General features: G+C 76.1%; 15 protein-coding genes and 1 pseudogene. 12 read left to right on the forward strand and 4 right to left on the reverse strand.

The window, feature by feature from the left end; all coding sequences use genetic code 11:
* Positions 1 to 60 precede the first annotated feature (60 nt).
* The 4 genes from C3486_RS10165 (at position 61) to C3486_RS10180 (ending at position 3039) form a co-directional block, all read left to right on the forward strand.
* Positions 61 to 678: a HutD family protein gene (locus C3486_RS10165; RefSeq protein ID WP_103832295.1), complete on the forward strand. Its 618-nt coding sequence runs from the start codon at positions 61 to 63 to the stop codon at positions 676 to 678.
* Positions 679 to 1050: 372 nt separating this feature from the next.
* Positions 1051 to 2208 carry an extracellular solute-binding protein gene (locus C3486_RS10170; protein WP_258052694.1) on the forward strand — a complete coding sequence of 386 codons (1158 nt, stop codon included), beginning with the start codon at positions 1051 to 1053 and terminating at the stop codon, positions 2206 to 2208.
* Positions 2209 to 2278: 70 nt separating this feature from the next.
* Positions 2279 to 2488: a helix-turn-helix domain-containing protein gene (locus C3486_RS10175; protein WP_052867809.1), complete on the forward strand. Its 210-nt coding sequence runs from the start codon at positions 2279 to 2281 to the stop codon at positions 2486 to 2488.
* A complete protein-coding gene (locus C3486_RS10180; RefSeq protein ID WP_103832296.1) occupies positions 2488 to 3039 on the forward strand; it encodes a Clp protease N-terminal domain-containing protein in 552 nt (183 codons plus the stop codon). The genes C3486_RS10175 and C3486_RS10180 overlap by 1 nt, the downstream gene beginning before the upstream one ends.
* Positions 3040 to 3130: 91 nt before the next feature.
* Here C3486_RS10180 and C3486_RS10185 read toward each other — a convergent pair whose 3' ends face one another.
* From C3486_RS10185 to C3486_RS10200, 4 genes are all read right to left on the reverse strand, one after another.
* Entirely contained in the window at positions 3131 to 4009 is an 879-nt protein-coding gene (locus C3486_RS10185; protein ID WP_103832297.1) for a hypothetical protein, read from the reverse strand.
* A 180-nt stretch (positions 4010 to 4189) separates the two neighbouring features.
* Positions 4190 to 5224: a PadR family transcriptional regulator gene (locus C3486_RS10190; protein ID WP_103832298.1), complete on the reverse strand. Its 1035-nt coding sequence runs from the start codon at positions 5222 to 5224 to the stop codon at positions 4190 to 4192.
* Between the two features lie 3 nt (positions 5225 to 5227).
* A complete protein-coding gene (locus C3486_RS10195) occupies positions 5228 to 6106 on the reverse strand; it encodes a DUF4097 family beta strand repeat-containing protein (RefSeq protein ID WP_103832299.1) in 879 nt (292 codons plus the stop codon).
* Positions 6107 to 6231: 125 nt separating this feature from the next.
* Positions 6232 to 6411: a DUF6104 family protein gene (locus C3486_RS10200; RefSeq protein WP_018536135.1), complete on the reverse strand. Its 180-nt coding sequence runs from the start codon at positions 6409 to 6411 to the stop codon at positions 6232 to 6234.
* 128 nt (positions 6412 to 6539) lie between these two features.
* Between C3486_RS10200 and C3486_RS10205 the strand changes: the two genes are divergently transcribed.
* The 8 genes and pseudogenes from C3486_RS10205 (at position 6540) to C3486_RS10245 (ending at position 16469) form a co-directional block, all read left to right on the forward strand.
* Positions 6540 to 6974, forward strand: coding sequence for a CU044_2847 family protein (locus C3486_RS10205; protein ID WP_181138510.1), 435 nt, complete (start codon positions 6540 to 6542; stop codon positions 6972 to 6974).
* Positions 6971 to 9001, forward strand: coding sequence for a trypsin-like peptidase domain-containing protein (locus tag C3486_RS10210; RefSeq protein WP_103832300.1), 2031 nt, complete (start codon positions 6971 to 6973; stop codon positions 8999 to 9001). The genes C3486_RS10205 and C3486_RS10210 overlap by 4 nt, the downstream gene beginning before the upstream one ends.
* A gap of 111 nt (positions 9002 to 9112) precedes the next feature.
* A complete protein-coding gene (locus C3486_RS10215) occupies positions 9113 to 10135 on the forward strand; it encodes a MoxR family ATPase (protein ID WP_103832301.1) in 1023 nt (340 codons plus the stop codon).
* A gap of 4 nt (positions 10136 to 10139) precedes the next feature.
* A pseudogene (locus C3486_RS38515) lies at positions 10140 to 11609 on the forward strand (SAV_2336 N-terminal domain-related protein); the annotation flags it as partial.
* A 946-nt stretch (positions 11610 to 12555) separates the two neighbouring features.
* Positions 12556 to 13434, forward strand: a complete 879-nt coding sequence (locus C3486_RS37940; protein ID WP_103832304.1) for a hypothetical protein — start codon at positions 12556 to 12558, stop codon at positions 13432 to 13434.
* Positions 13435 to 13493: 59 nt separating this feature from the next.
* Complete coding sequence (gene fxsA / locus C3486_RS10235; RefSeq protein WP_103832305.1) at positions 13494 to 13721, forward strand: FxSxx-COOH cyclophane-containing RiPP peptide; 228 nt, start codon at positions 13494 to 13496, stop codon at positions 13719 to 13721.
* A 160-nt stretch (positions 13722 to 13881) separates the two neighbouring features.
* Positions 13882 to 15075, forward strand: coding sequence for an FxsB family cyclophane-forming radical SAM/SPASM peptide maturase (locus C3486_RS10240; protein ID WP_103832306.1), 1194 nt, complete (start codon positions 13882 to 13884; stop codon positions 15073 to 15075).
* Positions 15072 to 16469 (forward strand): HEXXH motif domain-containing protein, encoded by a 1398-nt coding sequence (locus tag C3486_RS10245; protein WP_103832307.1) that lies wholly within the window; start codon positions 15072 to 15074, stop codon positions 16467 to 16469. Before C3486_RS10240 ends, C3486_RS10245 begins: the two co-directional genes overlap by 4 nt.
* Positions 16470 to 16568 lie beyond the last annotated feature (99 nt).

A 16568-nucleotide genomic window follows, 5' to 3' on the forward strand; every position in this document is an offset into this window, starting at 1 on the left:
CGAGGGCTTCGCGAAGATGGCGGAGGGCGACCTCTTCGGCAAGGTCGTGCTGACCGTCTGATGGATCCGGTACACCCGATACGGCTGCTGCCGGCCGCAGGACGGGCCGCCGCCCCCTGGAGCAACGGGGGCGGCACCACCCGGGAGATCGCCGCCGGGCCGCCCGGCGCCGGCTGGGACGCCTTCGACTGGCGGGTGAGCCTGGCGGACGTGGACCGGGACGGCCCGTACTCGCCGCTGCCCGGCGTCCGGCGCATCCTCACCATGGTCGCCGGGGCCGGCATGGAGCTGACCATCGACGGGCAGCGGACCGCCGTCACCGAGCGGTTCCGGCCGCTGTCGTTCGCGGGCGGCGCCGCCACCGACTGCCGGCTCGCGGCCGGACCCGTCGTCAACTTCAACGTCATGGTCCGGGACGGCCGGTGCGCCGCCGAGGTGACGATGGCCCGCGGCACGTACGCGGTGCGCCCGGCGCCGGGCCCGGACGGGGCCGTGCTGGTCACGGCGGTCGACGGCACGGTGTCGCTGACGCCCGAGGAGGCCGGGGGACCGGTGCGGCTCGGCCGGTACGACGCCGCGCTGCTGCCCGCCGGGACCGCGGCCGCGCTCGAAGCGGGCCCGGACGGCGTCGCCGCCGTCGTCACACTCGTCCCGGCCGCCCCTTCCGTAGACGGCTGATTTCCGCACCCCAGTGCGAACCGTGTGGTCATCATGTGCGCAGGAAGTGGCGCAGGGGCACGGCTGGGGGGAACCGCCGCTCGCCCGCGGGTTCTCGGCACAGGGGCGGACATGGTCATACGGCGGCGCCGCGCGCGCTCATTCCCACCGGCGGAACGGGCAGCCGGTCTCTTACCGGCGAGACGGGGGACCGGCCACCCGGCGACGAGACGGGGGACCGGCCCGCGGCGCACGGCCGGCCTGCGGCGCACGGCCGGCCCGCGGCGCACGGCCGGCCTGCGGCGTACGGCCGGGCTGGCCGCCGCGCTGGCCCTCACGCTCACCGCCTGCGGCACCGGCGGCGCGGGGGATGCCGACGTCACCCTGAAGGTGGTGGTGGCCGACTACGGCGCGGACGGCGGGCCCGGCACCGCCACGTACTGGAAGGACCTGGCCGCCGCCTTCGAGAAGCGGCACCCGGACATCGCGGTGGACCTGGACCCGGTGCCGCGCGCCCGGCTGGACAGGACGGTGGCGGCCCGCGTCAGGGCGGGGGAAGCGCCGGACATCGCACAGACCGGCGCCTTCTCCTCCTACGCGCGCGCCGACCGGCTCTACAGCGCCGACCACCTGCTCTCCATCGGCACCCAGGCCGACTTCGTGCCCGGGCTGGCGCGGGCGGGCGAGATCAGCCACGTGCAGTACGGGCTGCCGCTCCGCGCGAGCACGCCGCGCCTCTTCTACAACAAGAAGCTGTTCGAACGGGCGGGGCTCGACGGCCCGCCGACCTCGTGGGCCGGGCTCGCCGACGCCGCCGCCGCGCTGCGGGAAGCGGGAGTGAAGACGCCGTACGCGCTCCAGCTCGGCCCCGAGGCCGCCGAGGACGAGACGCTGAGCTGGCTGCTCGGCAACGGCGGCGGCTACGTCGGCCTGGGCGGCAGCTGGACCCTGGACGCCCCGCAGAACGTGGCGGCGCTGCGGTCCGTCCGCGACCGGCTGGTGGTCCCCGGCCTGACCGGGCCCGAGGGGCCGCGCCTGAACCGGACGGCGGCCTACCGGGACTTCGTCACGGGGAAGGTCGGCATGCTGCTCGCGCACCCCTCGCTGATGGCCCGGGCCGACCGGGTCCACCTGGCGTACGGGACGGCCGCGTTCCCGCGCCGGCAGGGCGGCGCGGCCACGCCCACCGGCAGCACCGACTGGCTGGTGGCGTTCCGGCGGCCGGGGCACCCCCGGGAGACCGGCGCGTTCCTCGACTTCCTCTACGGCACCGCCAACGTCACCCGGTACGCGGAGGCCCAGGGCACCCTCCCGGTCACCGTGCCGGCCGCCGAGGCGATGCGCGCCGACGGCCACCACCGGGCGCTGTGGCCCTTCGTCGACCAGCTGCGCGACGCGCAGTTCCCGCAGCTGGACACGGTCGGCGGGCCGCAGGTGACGGCGGCGCTCCAGGAGCGGATCGCGGGCGCCGTCAGCAAGGGCGGGGACCCGAAGGAGGTGCTCTCGGCCATCCAGCACACGGCGGACAGCGAGATGTCACAGGTCTCCTGAGCCGTCCGGCCGGGGAGCCCGCTTGTCAACTGTGGTTGACGGGCGGGGAGTGTCAACCTACATTGACAGCATGACCGAAGCAACGGAACTCGCCGAGCGGGCGGGCGACCGGGACCCGCGGATCGGACTGCGGGCCGTCGCCGCCCTGCGCCGGCTGCTGGAGCAGCTGGAGGCCGTGCAGGTGCGCAGCGCCCGCGCGAAGGGCTGGTCGTGGCAGGAGATCGCCGACGAGCTGGGCGTCAGCCGGCAGGCGGTCCACAAGAAGCACGGGAGGCGCTGATGTTCGAGAAGTTCACGGCGAGCGCCCGCGAGGTCGTGCGCGGCGCGGTCACCCACGCCGACCGCACGGGCAGCGGGACGGTCGGCGAGGAGGAACTGCTCCTCGCGCTGCTGGACCGCGAGGGCACGCCCGCGGCCGGGGCGCTGGCCGCGCTGGGCGTGCCGGACCGGCGGGCGACGGTGACCGAGGCACTGGACCGGGCGCGGCGCAGCGGCGGCCTCTCGCCGGCCGACACCACCGCGCTGGCCGAACTCGGCATCGACGTCGAAGAGATCGTCTCGCGGGTCGAGGCGGCGCACGGCACCGGCGCGCTGGCCGCACAGCGGGCGCGCGGCCGGTTCGGCCGGCGCCCGTTCAGCCGCGAGGCCAAGGGCGTACTGGAGCGCTCGCTGCGGATCGCTCTCGGACGCGGCGAGAAGCACATCGGCGACGAACACCTGCTGCTCGCGCTCACCACGGGCGCCGGCGTCGCCACGGCCGTCCTCGCGGACCACGGGGTGACCCGCGCCGAGGTCGAGCGGGTGCTCGCGGAGCAGACCCACGCCGCCTGACAACGGCCCGCGCCGTTCGCGTACGCCGCGCACGTACCGTCCGTACCCGTTCCCTCCGCGCGCGGGGAGGGACCGCGCGCCGAGGGTGGCGTCAGTACGCCACCCGTATCCTCCCGATGCCCAGCGTGGTGGTCTTCGGGAGGTGACCGGACTCGAAGACGGCGCTCAGCAGCGGACTGATCAGCTGCGCGAGACGGTCGGCACGGGCCCGGCCGAGCGCCCGCCACGGCCCGGCCGCCAGCCGGTCCGTCAGCCGCTCGACCTCCTCCCGGCCCTCGTACGCGCGGTCGGTGGCCCGGCCGTCGGGCGCGATCCAGCCGCGCGCGGCCAGCCGGTCGCGGGCCTCGCGCCACTCCTGCGCCGACCAGCCGCGGCTGCGGAAGTGCTCCTCCGGTGCCGCGCCCACCGCGGCGAAGGAGACCAGCGACTCGCACGGGTCCAGACCCGCGGTGAGCAGCGCGGCCAGGTGCCCGTCGCCGCGGTGCTCCCGCAGCACGGTCAGCGCCTGCCACAGCTCCAGGTGCGGTTCGGCGGGCCAGGGCAGGTCCAGGTTGGCGGCGGCCAGCGGCCGGGCGGCCGGGATCGCGTTCTCCGCGGCCTGGCGCGCCAGCCGGGCCGCCTCCGCGACCTGACCCTGGCTCAGCCGCCCGTCGACCAGCCCGCGCAGCACCCGGTCCATCGCCTGCAGCCGGGCCTCGAGTACCTTCGCGGGCGCGGCCGTTGACCAGATCAGCGGGACGTACTGCTCGATCATCCGCGGGCTGAAGCTGTAGTACGTGGCGGACACCAGCTCGGGGCCGGCGGCGCCCAACGGCGCCGTACGCCAGGCGAAGTAGCTGGGCCAGCGGGTTCCGACGTCGTACCCGAGCGCCGCCGCTTCCTCGAAGGCCTCGGGCGCGAAGTAGAGGGTGGCGTGGAGCGGTTCGAACAGATGCCACAGTCGACGGGCAACCGCAGGATATTCCGACATCGCGCACCTCATGGCCTTCAAGATCCCTATGAGCGAGAAGAGTTGACTCTAAGCGTGGGCAGAGCCAGAGGTCTACGGAACGCCGTAGTCGGTCCGAGGGGCGGACGGACGGCCCTGCGAAGCGCCGGGTTCCCCGATTACCCGCGGTGAACCCGGCGCTTCGAAAATGACCGTGTGTGACTATCGTGGGGAGCGCCGCAGTAGCGCACCGATGTGGACGGCGGTCGCCGCGAGCTGCCGGCGCGCCTCCGCCAGCTGCTCCTCGTCCACGCCGTGATCCCGGGCCGCGTCCCGGACGTCGTCGCGGAACCGGTCCAGCAGGCGGTCCAGGTCGCGGGCCGGGTCGCCGGTGGCCGGTTCGTGCGCCCAGGCGGGCGCCGCGGCGTCGCCCCCGGGGGCCGCGTCCTTGGTGAGGTCCGTGGGTCCCGCGGGCCCGGACGGCGCGGCGAAGCCCTCCGTGAAGCGGCCGACCTCGCGCGACACCTCCGAGAGCGCCTCGCGCACCGCGCCCTGCCAGTCACCCGCGCGCACATGGTCCTGGGCCTTCTCCTGCACCCGCCGGATGGCCTCCTGCACCTCCTCGCGCGCGGAGTCCTTGGCGTTCTTGGCCTGCCGCCGGGCCCGCTGCGCCTCCTGCTTGGCGCGCCGGCTCTCCTCCTTCGCCCGCCGGGCCTGCTCCTTCCACTCCTCCTTGGCCCGCCGGAACTCCTCCTTGGCCTGCCGCCAGGCCTCCGGGTCGCCGTGCGCACGGTCGAAGAAGTCCGCCGGGTCGGGGTGGCCCTGCGCCCCGCCCCGGCCGGACCGGGCACCGCCCGTACGGCCGCCCTGCCGGGTGGCCTGCGCGGCCTCGCGCATCTCGCGGCGCAGGTCGCGCGCCGAGCCGCTGACGTCCTCACGGATGTCGGAGGCGAGCGCGGCGACGGACTCCCTGATCTCCAGCTCCAGCTCGGCCAGTTCGCCGCCGCGGGCCGCCAGTTCGGCGCGGCCCGCCTCGGTGATGGAGTACACCTTGCGGCCGCCCTCGGTGGCGTGCGTGACCAGGCCCTCGTCGGAGAGCTTGGCCAGCCGCGGGTAGACGGTGCCGGCGGAGGGCGCGTACAGGCCCTGGAAGCGCTCCTCCAGCAGCCGGATGATCTCGTAACCGTGGCGCGGCGCCTCGTCCAGCAGCTTCAGCAGATACAGGCGGAGGCGGCCGTGCGCGAAGACGGGGGGCATGGCTTACAGCACCTTCTTGTCGGCGGGCGGGTCGGCGGGCGCGTCCTCGGAGCGCGGGCGGCGCAGCAGCGCCAGCGAGCCCGAGACGGTGGTGATTTTCAGGCGCCCGGTGCCCGCACCGAGCCGCCCGGTGATGCTCTTGGCGCCCCACTGGCCGCCGACCCGCAGGTCGTCGAAGGCGTTGGAGACCGAACCGCTGGTGGTACTGGCCTCCACCTCCGCGTCGGCCGGGTCCGGCAGCCGGATGGCGACCTCGCCGGAGACCGTCGTCAGCCGGACGTCGGTGCCCTTCGCGGCCGGGTCCAGATCCACGACCATGTCGCCGGTGACCGACTCCGCGCGCACCGCGCTCCCGCCGCCGTCGATGACGGTGAGGTCACCGGAGACGGACTGGAACCGCAGATCACCGGTGACGGCCTGGGCCTCCACCTTGCCGGTGACGGTCTCCGCGCGTACCGGCCCGGTCAGCCGGACCAGGGTGGCGTCACCGGAGACGCCGCGCAGCTCCGTACGCCCGGCGACGCCGGAGAGCACCGTACTCGCGCCGACCGCGCCGACCTCGACCCGCGCCGCGGCCGGGACGGTCACCGAGACGACGGCGCTGCGCTGCCAGGACTTGCGCTCCAGGAACTTCAGGAGGTTCTTCCACGGCAGGTCGTCGTAGCCGACGGTCAGCGTGCCGTCCTCGTAGGAGACGGTCAGCGGCGGACCGTCGAGCTCGGTGACCTCGATACGCGTGCGGTCGGCCGTCGCGCTCCCGACGATGTTCACCGTGCCGCCGTACACCCGCACCTGCAGCGCGTTCACCGGTACACCGACGTCGAGCGTGCGCGGCCCGCTCACCTCGACCGGGCCGTCCGGCCACTCTTCCCTGACGGACATGACAGGCCTCCCCTGTTGGACGGGCAACGCAACATATCGTGTTCCCTACAGAACACGATATATCGCGGTCGCGTCACGTCAAGCGCCGCGCCCCCCGGACGCCGACGCGCGCCCCTGTACGCCGTCTATTCGTCGTCCTCGTCGTCCAGCCGGGCCAGCCAGGTCGCCAGGCGCTCCACCGGGACCTCGAAGTCGGGGTTGAGGTCGACGAACGTACGCAGCTGCTCGGCGACCCAGCCGAGGGTCACCTCCTCCTCGCCGCGCCGGCTCTCCAGCTCCTCGATGCCTCGGTCGGTGAAATACACGTGAGCACTCCGCCAATGGGGTAGGGGTAAGGACATTCCAGGTCAGGATAGGCAGCGGCGCTCCGGGGGCGGGCATCGGCACCGGGCGCCGGGCGGCCCGTCCGGCGCGGTGGTCAACGGGGGGTGGCATGAGCGAGGACGCGACACATGTCGCACGTATAGAACTGCCGGACGGCACGCCCGTCTGGGCGCGGATATCGGGCGCCGAGGGGCTCGTGCCGCGGCCGCGCAGCGCGCCGTACGTGGACAGCGGCCGGGGCGGCGACGGGGGAGAGGGCACCGACTACGCCGACAGCGGCTTCTTCGCCGACCGCGTCGTCGGCCGGATGGAGAGCCTGGACGGGCTGGTGCAGGGCGTCGCGCGGTCGCTGGCCGGGGCGCTGCGGGGGCTGCGGCCCGACGAGGTGAGCGTGCAGTTCGGCATCGAGCTGAGCGGGAAGTCCGGGAAGCTGGTCGGGCTGCTCGCGGACGGCGAGGCCAAGGCGGCGCTGAACGTGACCCTCACCTGGCAGGGCGGCCCGCCCGCAGACCTCGCGGAGGGCGGCACCGGAGGCGGCGCATGAACGGGGCGCACGATCCGGACGCGTACTTCTCCCGGCGCTTCGCCCCGCTCGTCAAGGCCGCCACCGTGCGCATCCACGCCGCCCGCGACGGGTATCCCCACGGAGGGTCGCCGGAGCCGCCCCTGTGGGGCAGCGGTTTCTTCGTCGCCCCCAACTGGGTGCTCACCTGCGCCCATGTCGCGCTGGAGGGCGAAGGGGGCGAAGTGGGCGTCAGCTTCGAAGGGGGCAGCGCGCGCGGCCGCGTCGAATGGGCCGAGCCCTCGGTGCGCACGCCCGGTCTGCTCCCCGCGCCCGACCTCGCCCTCATCCGCCTCCTCCAGCCCACCGCGCACGCCTGCTGCTGGCTCTCGCCGCGCACGGTGCGGGCGCACGGCGGCGAGCGGGTCGCCTACTTCGGGTACACCGAGATCGCCGGCACGGTCGGCGCGTTCGACGGCCGGTGCACCGTGCGCGGCGAGTTCGGTGGCGACGGCCTGCTGCGGCTGGGCAATGAGGACGAGATGCCGGAGGGGCTGTCCGGCGGCCCGCTGGTGGACGTCGAGCGCGGTGAGGTGATCGGCGTGCTGAAGGGGCGGCGCGGCGGCGCGCGGGACGGCGGGCTCGGCATCGCGCTGGCCCAGCTGCGCCGCATCGGCGTGCCCGGCGCCCGGATCACCCGCGAGGAGGACGATCCGTACCACCGCGTGCTGCACGCCCACGACCGGTACCACGCCGATCTGCACGCCGACGTCAGCGAGGCCAGGGACACCTGGACCGAGGCGCAGAGCGGGCTGCCCGCCTCGGCCGCCACGGTCGGCGCGCTGACGCCCAAGCGCCGGGTCGTGCTGCACGGCCTGCTCGCGCAGCTGCCGCCGCCGACGGGCACGCCCGCGCTGGTGGCCCTGATCGACGAGCTGCTCCCCAGACGCGGCGAGGGGCTGCGGCCCGCGCCCCGCGGCTGGCGCGAGGGCCTGGAGATCTACCTCGACCGGCTCGAACTGCGCGACGCGCACAGCGAGTTGGAGGCAGTGCTGCGGTACGCGGTGTACGCGGCGACCGCCGAGCACCCCTACCCGGCGACGGCCGAGGCGGCGGACGCGGTCTGGGTCTGGGTGCGCGACCTGGCGATGACCGAGCTGCCGCCGCTGGCCAGGAACCGGCTGGGCGCCGAGTGGCACGCCCGGGTGCGCGCCCGCGCGATCGGCCGGGCCCGGCGCGCGGGCGAGGACGCGGCCGCCGGGCCGCTTCCCTCGGTCCTGCTGGAGATCACCGAACGCGCCTGGGAGCAGGGCCGGTTCGACTGGTACCTCACCGCCAGCAGACCGGCCGGCGACCTGCCGCTGGGCGAGGGCCGGAACGGTACGGCGCTGGCCGACCTGCCCGCCGAGCTGGCCGGGCCGCTGGGCGAGGCGTTCCGCCGCAGCGACGAGCCGGACAGACCCGCGGTCCTCGAAGTGGCGCTCAGACAGGCGCTGCTGCACCTGGACGTGGACGCCTGGCACATCCCGCCCGGCGCCCCGCCGATAGGCGAGCAGCGGCCGGTGGTGGTGCGCTGCGCCGACCGGCCGGCCGCCGCCGCGCCGGAGGAGGCCGGGGCCGGGCCGGTGCCCGGCCCGCAGGAGCGCTGGACGCGGTTGCACGAGGACGGCATGGAGCACGTCTGCGTCGACTGCGACGAGGGCCGCGCCGAGGACGTCACCGACGAGGCGCTGCGCGATCTGGGCCCGCGCTGCTTCCCCGTGCTGTGCCGGGTTCCCGGGGGCGACGGCGGGCGCGAGACGGTCCGCCGGATCATCGGCAGCGGACATCCGGTGGCACTGTGGCGCAGGGAGCGCATGGACCCGGTGTGCGGGGAGTACCACCGGGGAGTCCTGCGCACGGTCAAGAGCGGGACCAGCGCCCACCGGCTGCCGTCCGCCGTCCGTGAGCTGCGCTCCGGCATCGGCGCGGCGGAGCCGGAAGCATACTGGTCACGGGGGCTCACGCTGCTGTACGACGATCCCGGACGGCCGCTGCCGGGGGACGACGACGTGCTGGAGACGCCGTGAGGGAGGCGCGTCTTTCCGTGTGCTCCTACCGGGCCGCCGCCGCTCCCGATACGGTCGGAACCGTGGCCGGTGCGCAACCGCCGATGACCCACCAGTGACGAGGAGTTCGCAGTGAGCGAACCGAACGAATGGCTCATCTACCGCGGCACGGGCGAGCCCCACGACGGCATCGCCGCGCTCCCCGACCCGCCGCCGTGGCGGGACTTCGACGGCGGCCCGCTCGTGGCGCCGGGCCCCGCCACCGACAGCTCCTCCACCCGCCGGCTCGGCGAGCACGTCGCGGAGCTGCACCGGCCCAGCGCCGAGGAGCTGGAGATCGTCAACGCCGCGCTCTACCTGCGCCGTCCGCTGCTGGTCACGGGTAACCCCGGCACCGGCAAGAGCACCCTCGCGCACGCCGTGGCGCACGAGCTGAAGCTCGGCCGGGTGCTGCGCTGGCCGATCGTGAGCCGTACGACGCTGGGCGACGGGCTGTACCACTACGACGCCATCGCCCGGCTCCAGGACGTGCAGATCGCCGCGAGCAGCCGGGCGGCGGGCGCGCCCGGCGCACAGGCCGCGGCCCCCGGCGGCATCGGCAGCTACATCCGCCTCGGGCCGCTCGGCACGGCCCTGCTGCCCACCGCGCAGCCCCGCGTCCTCCTCGTCGACGAGCTGGACAAGAGCGACATCGACCTCCCCAACGACCTGCTGAACGTGCTGGAGGAAGGGGAGTTCGCGATACCGGAGCTGGAGCGGCTGGCCGAGCGGGAGCCCGAGGTGGAGGTGCTCACCGACGACGGGCAGAAGGTCCGCATCCGGGACGGCAGGGTGCGCTGCCACGCCTTCCCGTTCGTCATCCTCACCAGCAACGGCGAACGGGACTTCCCCGCGCCGCTGCTCCGCCGCTGCATCCACCTGGAGCTGGGACAGCCCGACCACAAGCGGCTGGCGACGGTGGTCAGGGCACACCTCGGCGAGGAAGCGGCCCGCGCGGGGGACGACCTGGTCGCCCGCTTCCTCGAACGCTCCCGCAGCGAACTGCTCGCCGCCGACCAGCTGCTGAACGCCATCTACCTCACCCACCAGGCGGCCCCCACCACCCGGGACCGGCTCGCCGACCTCCTCATCCAGCGCCTCGACCGGCCGAGGTGATGCCGTGACGCGGGACCGTGCAGGACGCCCCACCGCCCCGCAGAGCTGGGCCGACGTCGTCGCCGCGCTGCGCGGCGCCGGTCTGGACCCGGACGCCGGTGAGCTGGCCGACGCGCTGTGGCTGGCGCAGTGGACCCGGCCGCGCGGCACCGCCGCGGACCGGGCGGGCGGTGCGGATACGGCGGACGCCGACGTCCGCGCGCCCGGCGCGACGACGGCCGCGCCCGCGCGCACCGGCACGCCCGCGAACGGGTCGGCCGCCGACCGCGAGCCGCCCGCAGGCACCACCGGGGCGCCCGGCGTCTCCCGCGTCGCTCTCTACCCGGAGGGCCGCGAACTCCCCGGCGGCACCGGCACGGACGGGCCGGGCACGCCGTCCGGCCCGTACGGCACCGGGCTGCCCGTGGGCGTGCCCGCCGCGCCCGCGCTGCCCGACCTGCTCGCCCTGCAGCGCGCCCTGCGCCCCCTCCAGCGGTACCGCAGCGCGGCACCCGCGGTGCGGCACGTGCTGGACGAGCGGGCCACGGCCGAGCGCAGCGCGCGGTCGGGCGGGCTGGTGATGCCGGTGTTCCGGGCGGTGCCGCGGGCCGAGGCCGCCCTCCAGCTGGTCATGGACGCCTCCTCCTCGATGTGCGTCTGGGACCGGCTGCTGCACGAACTCCAGCAGGTCTTCGCTCAGTTGGGTGCCTTCCGCGACGTACAGGTGCACTTCCTGCACGAGGGGCCCGACGGCCGTCCGGCGGTCTCCCGGCGCTTCGAGCCCGACCAGGCGCCGTTACGCTCCGCCGACCAGCTCAGCGACCCCACGGGGCGCCGGGTCACCGTCCTGGTCAGCGACTGCGCGGGCCCCCTGTGGCGCAGCGGCCACGCCCACCGGCTGCTGCACCGGCTGGCCCGGCAGGGCCCGCTCGCCGTCCTCCAGCCGCTGCCGCAGCGCATGTGGTCCCGCACCCGGCTGCCCGTCGCCTACGGTGTCCTGCGCCGCGGCGAGGGCCCCTCGTACGCCACCGCGCTGCACTTCACGGGCGACACCGCGCAGGCCGCGCCGGGCGCGCTGCCGGTGCCCGTGCTGCCGCCCGCAGCGGGCGCCCTCGCGGCGTGGGCGAGGCTGCTCTCCGGCACCGGCGCCGCCCAGGTACCCGCTGCCGTCGGCTGGCTCCGCGCCGACCAGCCCCCGGCGCCCGCGCCGCGCCCCCGCGACCCGCTGCCCGCCGCCGAGGTCGTCGCCCGCTTCCGGCGCGCCGCCTCGCCCGGCGCCGCGCAGCTCGCCGTCTACCTGGCGGCCGCACCGCTGTGCCTGCCGGTGATGCAGCTCGTGCAGCGCACGATGCTGCCCGGCACCGGCCCGGCCGAGCTGTCGGAGGTGCTGCTCGGCGGGCTGCTGACGCGCACGGACGGCGAGTCGATGGCCGGCGGTCCGTGGTACGAGTTCGTCAAGGGCGTCCAGGAGGTGCTGCTCGGACCGCTGGGCAGGGACGAGGCGCTGCTGGTCCTCAAGCACTGCTCCGCGTACGTGGAGCAACGGTTCGGCAAGGGCGGCCCGAACTTCCCCGCGCTCGCCATCGCGCAGCTCACCGGCGGCCGGGGCACGGACGCCGCGGAGTCGGTGGCGCGGCTGCGCACCCACCCGCTGCCCGACGGGCCCGGCGTCCGGGTGCCGCAGCCGTTCGCCGAGGTCGCCGCGCACGTCCTGGAGCGGTTCATCCCGCTGCGCAGCGTCTCGGCCGACGCGCTGGAGGGCCCCGGAGGCCCGGCGTCCTCGGAGGCGGTGCGCCGCTCCCAGGCGCTGGTGCGCCGGTTCGCCGCCGACGGCATGGTGCAGAACCTCATCGACGCGGTGCAGCTGCTGCGGCACGCCACCGAGGGCGAACGGCACCGCGGCGCCGACCCCGTGCTCTGGAGCGAACTGGCCGAGACCCTGCTGCGGCTGTGGGAGCTGCAGGGCGGCCGGGCGCTGCTCCGCGAGGCGCGCGAAGCGGCCCGTACGGCGGCGCAGTCCGGCGGGGCGCGGGCCCGTACGGCCCTGGGGCGGGTGCTGCACCGGGAGGCCGGGGAGCGGCGCGCGGCCGGCGACCGGCGCGGCGCGCTGGACCTGCTGCGCCGCGCCGACCGCGAGTTCACGGCCGTCTGCGCGACCGCGGGCCTGGAGCCGTGGCACGCGCTGGAGATCACCCTGGAGCGGGTGCGGGTCCTGGAGGAGCAGTGGCGGCTCGGCGGTGACAGCGGGCTGCTCCAGGAGACGGTCGGGATGCTGGAGGCGTTCGCCGACGCCTGGCCGTACGACGAGGTGCAGCCGCACGGCCTGCCGCTGGCGCACGGCCGGGCGCTGCTGCGGCTGTCCGGCACGGCCGCCGACCGGGACCAGGCCGTGGCGCACGCGCAGCAGGCGGTGGCCTCGCTGACGCACGCGGTGCACGCGAGTGGCCGCCGAGGGCGCGCCCGAGGACGACCGGCTGTGGGCCCGTCTGGACCTGGTGGACGCGCTGCTGACGCTCTCCGGGGACGCGCTGGAGCGGGCCGGGCGGCTGGTCGCCGAGGTGGGGGAGGCCGCGCAGAGCCCGGACGAGCGGGCCGCCGTGCTGGTGCGCGGCGCTCGGCTGGCGGTGTGCCGCTTCGAGGTGGACGGCGACGTGGCGCACCTGGCGGAGGCCGACCGGCAGTACGAGGCGGCCTGCCGCGCCGTGCCGCGGGACCGCGAGGGCTACGGCGACCTGATCGAGGAGTGGGGCGAGGCGCTGATGCGCCGGGCGCGCGAGCCCGGCGGCCGGGCCGTCATCCACCGTACGGTCCGGGTGCTGCGGGACTGCCGGATGGAGACGGCGGCCGGCGATCCGCGGCTGGCCCGGCGGCTGCTGACCCTGGGGCGCGCCCTGATGCTGCGCCGCACCGACGACGACCGGGTGGACCTGCGGGAGGCCGAGCACCTCTTCGGGCTGGCCGCGCAGGGGGCCGCCGACCCGATGGTGCGGGCCGAGTGCTTCCTGGAGCTGGGCGGCGCGCACCGGCTGGCGCACCGCCGCTCCGGTCAGGACGCGCAGCTGGAACAGGCGGCCGATGCCTTCCGGCGGGCCGCGGAAGCGGCGCGCGTGGCGCGGGAGGAGGCGGCCGACCCCGGCCCCGCGACCCGGCTGCGGGCGCGCGCCTGGCACCTGCGCGGCGAGGTGTACGAGGAGGCGCGCCGGCCGCGCGCGGCGCGGGAGGCGTACCGGCTGGCGCTGGCGGAGTGGCGGCGGCTGCCGGACGCGGGCGGCGCCGCGGGGGAGGAGACCTCGCGCCGGATCGTGGACATCGGGAGGTGACAGGCGGCAGCCTGTAAGTGACCTCGCAACGGGGGCAGTTGGCGGGAAGGGGCAAGGCGATGAGCGCGAGCCGCAAGGACACGGAGGCACGGCCGGAGGACCGGGCGGCGGCCGGGGCCGCTGTGCCGCCGGCCGGTGAGCTGCCCGAGCTGCCGGACCTGCTCGCCCTCGGGCTCGCGGAGCTGCGGACGGTGGAGCACCCCGTGCTGGCCGAGGTGCTGGAGCGGATACGGACCCGCGTGGACGAACCCACCGAAATGCTGTGGGGATTCAACAGCGCCTTCTGACGTGAAGCGACGTCACGCGAACATTTTCGGTCGTTGGGACCGAGGGAACCGGACACGGCCGATCGCTGCCGGTTTGGGTACGCCGCCCCGCAGGGATACTCCGCGACGGACCGGCGACGGGGGCCGTCCCTGCGCGGGCCGCGGCTCGGGAGGTGCCGACGTGGCGCAGCAGACCGTACGGGACACGGGCCCGTCGGCGGCGGACCGGCCGGACGTCCACCCTTTCCGGCAGTTCGTCCTCAAGGTGCACGGCCACTGCAACCTCGCCTGCCGCTACTGCTACCTCTACGAAGCCGCCGACCACGGCTGGCGCGACCGCCCGGCGCTGATGAGCGACGCGGTACTGGAGCGCACCGCCCGGCGCATCGCCGAGCACGCGACCGCTCACGGCCTGCGCCACGTCGCCCTCGTCCTGCACGGCGGCGAGCCGCTGCTGGCCGGCGCGGCCCGCCTCGGCAGCGCCGTGGACCGGCTGCGCACCCTGCTGCCCGACGGCTGCACCCTGCACCCCACCGTCCAGACCAACGGCACCCTCCTCACCCGCGGCCGGCTGCGCACCCTCGCGGGCCACGGCATCCGGGTGGGCGTGAGCCTGGACGGCGGGCTGCCCGCGCACAACACCGCGCGCGTGGACCACGCGGGCCGCCCGGCCTGGTCGCGCGCCGTGCGCGGCCTGCGGCTGCTCGCCGCCGAGCACCCGGACGCGTACGCCGGTGTCCTCGCGGTCGTCGACCCGCGCACCGACCCCGCGGAGACCTACGCCTCGCTCGCGGCGCTCCGCCCGCCGCGCCTGGACCTGCTGCTCCCGCACGGCAACTGGACCACCCCGCCCCCGCACCTCACGCCCGGCACGGACCGGCCCACCCCGTACGGCGACTGGCTCACCGCCGTCTTCGACGCCTGGTGGGACGGCGGCCCCGGCCAGCCGGCCGTCCGGCTCTTCGAGGAGTGCCTGGCCCTGCTGCTGGGCGCGCCGGCCGGCGGCGAGTCGCTGGGCCTGACCCCGTTCACCGCCGTCGTGGTGGAGACCGACGGCAGCATCGAGCAGGTCGACACCCTGAAGTCCGCCTACGACGGGGCCGCCGCCACCGGCCTGGACGTCTTCCGGCACTCCTTCGACAACGCGCTCGCGCACCCCGGCGTCGCCGCCCGGCACGCGGGCGCCGCCGCGCTCGCCCCCGAGTGCCGCGCCTGCCCGCTGGTACGGGTGTGCGGCGGCGGCCAGTACGCGCACCGCTACCGGCGCGGCACCGGCTTCGCCAACCCCTCGGTGTACTGCGCCGACCTCCAGCGGCTCATCCGGCACGCGGCAGGCCGGCTGGCCGCTGCCCGCCCTCCGAAGCAGGCCGGATGAGCAGCCGCGTTCCCATAGAACTGCTGCGCGAGCTGGGGCAGTCGGAAGGCGGGGCCGACGCGCTGCGGCTGCTCGTCGACGACCAGCGGGTGCGCCGGCTGCTGGCGTTGCGCGCGCTGCTGGACGCGGTGGACACCGCACGCGCGCCCAGCGTGCCGCGGCCGGCAGCCGCGCGGGTGGCGGAGCACTGGGCGCTCCTGGAGGCGGCGGACCGCGCGAACCGCGAGGAGACCCGGCACGTCCTGTACTACCCGCTGCTCGGGCCCTGGGTGCGGCGCGCGCTGCGCGGTCTCGCGGCCGCCGTTCCGCCGCCGGACCTGCTGCCCGACCTGGAACACCTCGGGGCCGTCGCCGCCGCCGCTGCCGCCCGCGCCAGGCTGCCGTTCACGCTCCGGCTGCGCGCCCCCGGCGGCACGCTCGCACTGCCCACCCTGGGCGCCTGCACCCTGCCCGCCGCAGGGCCGGCGGGCCGCGGGCCACTGCCCGACGTCCAACTCACGCACGACAAGGGCACGTTGACCCTGCGGCCGGCCGCCGGGCCACCCGTCGTCCTGCTCCGCGGCCCCGACGGCACCTGGGAGTCGGCCGACCCCGCGTGGCGGCCGCTGCGCCCGCTCACCGGCGGCCCGCGCCCGGTACTCCTGGACGACGCGGACCCCTTCCGCACCGCCGACGGCGGCCTGGAGCGGCACGGCATCCGGCCCGCCGAGCCGCTCACCGCCGCCGAGCGGGCCGGCTGGCAGGCCGCCTGGACCGGGATGTGGCCGCTGCTGGAGCGCGGCGGCCCGGCCCGGCCCCTGGAGGCCGGAGTGCTGCTGGACTGCATCGTGCCGCTCGCGCCGCCGCCCCAGGCAGGCCCGCACGCCACGGGCCCTTCGCACTGCAGCGGCACCCGCCGCGAGGCGTTCGGCGCGGTCCTCAGCTCGGCGCCGCAGACCCCCGCCTTCCTCGCCGCGACCCTCGTGCACGAACTCCAGCACGCCAAGCTCGCCGCCCTCGCCGAGCTGACACCGCTGCACCACGACACCGGCACCACCCGCCACTGGGCGCCCTGGCGGCCCGATCCGCGCCCCTTTGACGGGCTGCTCCAGGGCACGTACTCGCACCTCGCGCTCGCCGACTACTGGCAGCGCTTCGCGCTGAGTGCCGAGAACGCGCTGGAGCGGCACACCGCCTGGGCCGAGCACTCCCGCTGCCGGGAACAGGTCGGCGCCGCGCTGCCCACACTGCTCGGCTCCCGCGCCCTCACCCCGGCCGGCCGGGTACTGGCCGGCGCGATGGCCGACCGGCTCACCCGATTGCGGGAACGCCCGCCCCCGGACGGGTACTTGGCCCGTGCGAGCGCCTACGTCGAGACCTCCCGGAGGATGTGGCGACGTCAGCACGCGCGATGACCGCCCACGACCGGTTCGCCGGTGTATGTTCCCCACGAGGGCAGCCCCGACGGTCCTTGCCCGGCCGTTCGTTCGTACGCAAGACGAGGGAGTCGTTCG

The sequence above is a fragment of the Streptomyces sp. Ru73 genome, assembly GCF_002920575.1.
Lineage (GTDB): Bacteria > Actinomycetota > Actinomycetes > Streptomycetales > Streptomycetaceae > Streptomyces.

What these genes read in the sequence shown, in the direction of transcription:
- C3486_RS10205 (WP_181138510.1), top strand. Translation starts at nt 6,540, where the DNA reads ATGAGCGAGGACGCGACACATGTCGCACGTATAGAACTGCCGGACGGC.
- C3486_RS10175 (WP_052867809.1), top strand. Translation starts at nt 2,279, where the DNA reads ATGACCGAAGCAACGGAACTCGCCGAGCGGGCGGGCGACCGGGACCCG.
- C3486_RS10195 (WP_103832299.1), bottom strand. Translation starts at nt 6,106, where the DNA reads ATGTCCGTCAGGGAAGAGTGGCCGGACGGCCCGGTCGAGGTGAGCGGG.
- fxsA (WP_103832305.1), top strand. Translation starts at nt 13,494, where the DNA reads ATGAGCGCGAGCCGCAAGGACACGGAGGCACGGCCGGAGGACCGGGCG.
- C3486_RS10185 (WP_103832297.1), bottom strand. Translation starts at nt 4,009, where the DNA reads ATGTCGGAATATCCTGCGGTTGCCCGTCGACTGTGGCATCTGTTCGAA.
- C3486_RS10210 (WP_103832300.1), top strand. Translation starts at nt 6,971, where the DNA reads ATGAACGGGGCGCACGATCCGGACGCGTACTTCTCCCGGCGCTTCGCC.
- C3486_RS10245 (WP_103832307.1), top strand. Translation starts at nt 15,072, where the DNA reads ATGAGCAGCCGCGTTCCCATAGAACTGCTGCGCGAGCTGGGGCAGTCG.
- C3486_RS10165 (WP_103832295.1), top strand. Translation starts at nt 61, where the DNA reads ATGGATCCGGTACACCCGATACGGCTGCTGCCGGCCGCAGGACGGGCC.
- C3486_RS10190 (WP_103832298.1), bottom strand. Translation starts at nt 5,224, where the DNA reads ATGCCCCCCGTCTTCGCGCACGGCCGCCTCCGCCTGTATCTGCTGAAG.
- C3486_RS10180 (WP_103832296.1), top strand. Translation starts at nt 2,488, where the DNA reads ATGTTCGAGAAGTTCACGGCGAGCGCCCGCGAGGTCGTGCGCGGCGCG.